Genomic DNA, 254 nt, shown 5'->3' on the forward strand with positions numbered 1-254 from the left:
TGCATCAATGTCGACAAGTGATTCAATCAGTACAAGAAAATCAGAGTCATTAAGTGCATCGACATCATTAAGCGGTTCAACGAGTGAGAGTGAATCCGGCTCAACATCATCAAGTGAAAGTAAATCTTGAGTGGGCATGGAGTCGTGAAGAAGAAATCGATTATGCAATTAAACATAATATCCCTGTATCAATCAACCATGATTCACCTTATTCTATCGATCAAAATCTATGGGGCAGAGCGAATGAATGTGGT

At 39.0% G+C, this 254-nt stretch carries 1 pseudogene; it reads left to right on the forward strand.

The window, feature by feature from the left end:
• Positions 1–128: 128 nt before the first annotated feature.
• Positions 129–254, forward strand: a pseudogene (locus tag IDG65_RS14470) (argininosuccinate synthase); the annotation flags it as partial.

It is taken from the genome of Staphylococcus sp. EG-SA-17, assembly GCF_017151845.1.
GTDB lineage: Bacteria > Bacillota > Bacilli > Staphylococcales > Staphylococcaceae > Staphylococcus > Staphylococcus aureus.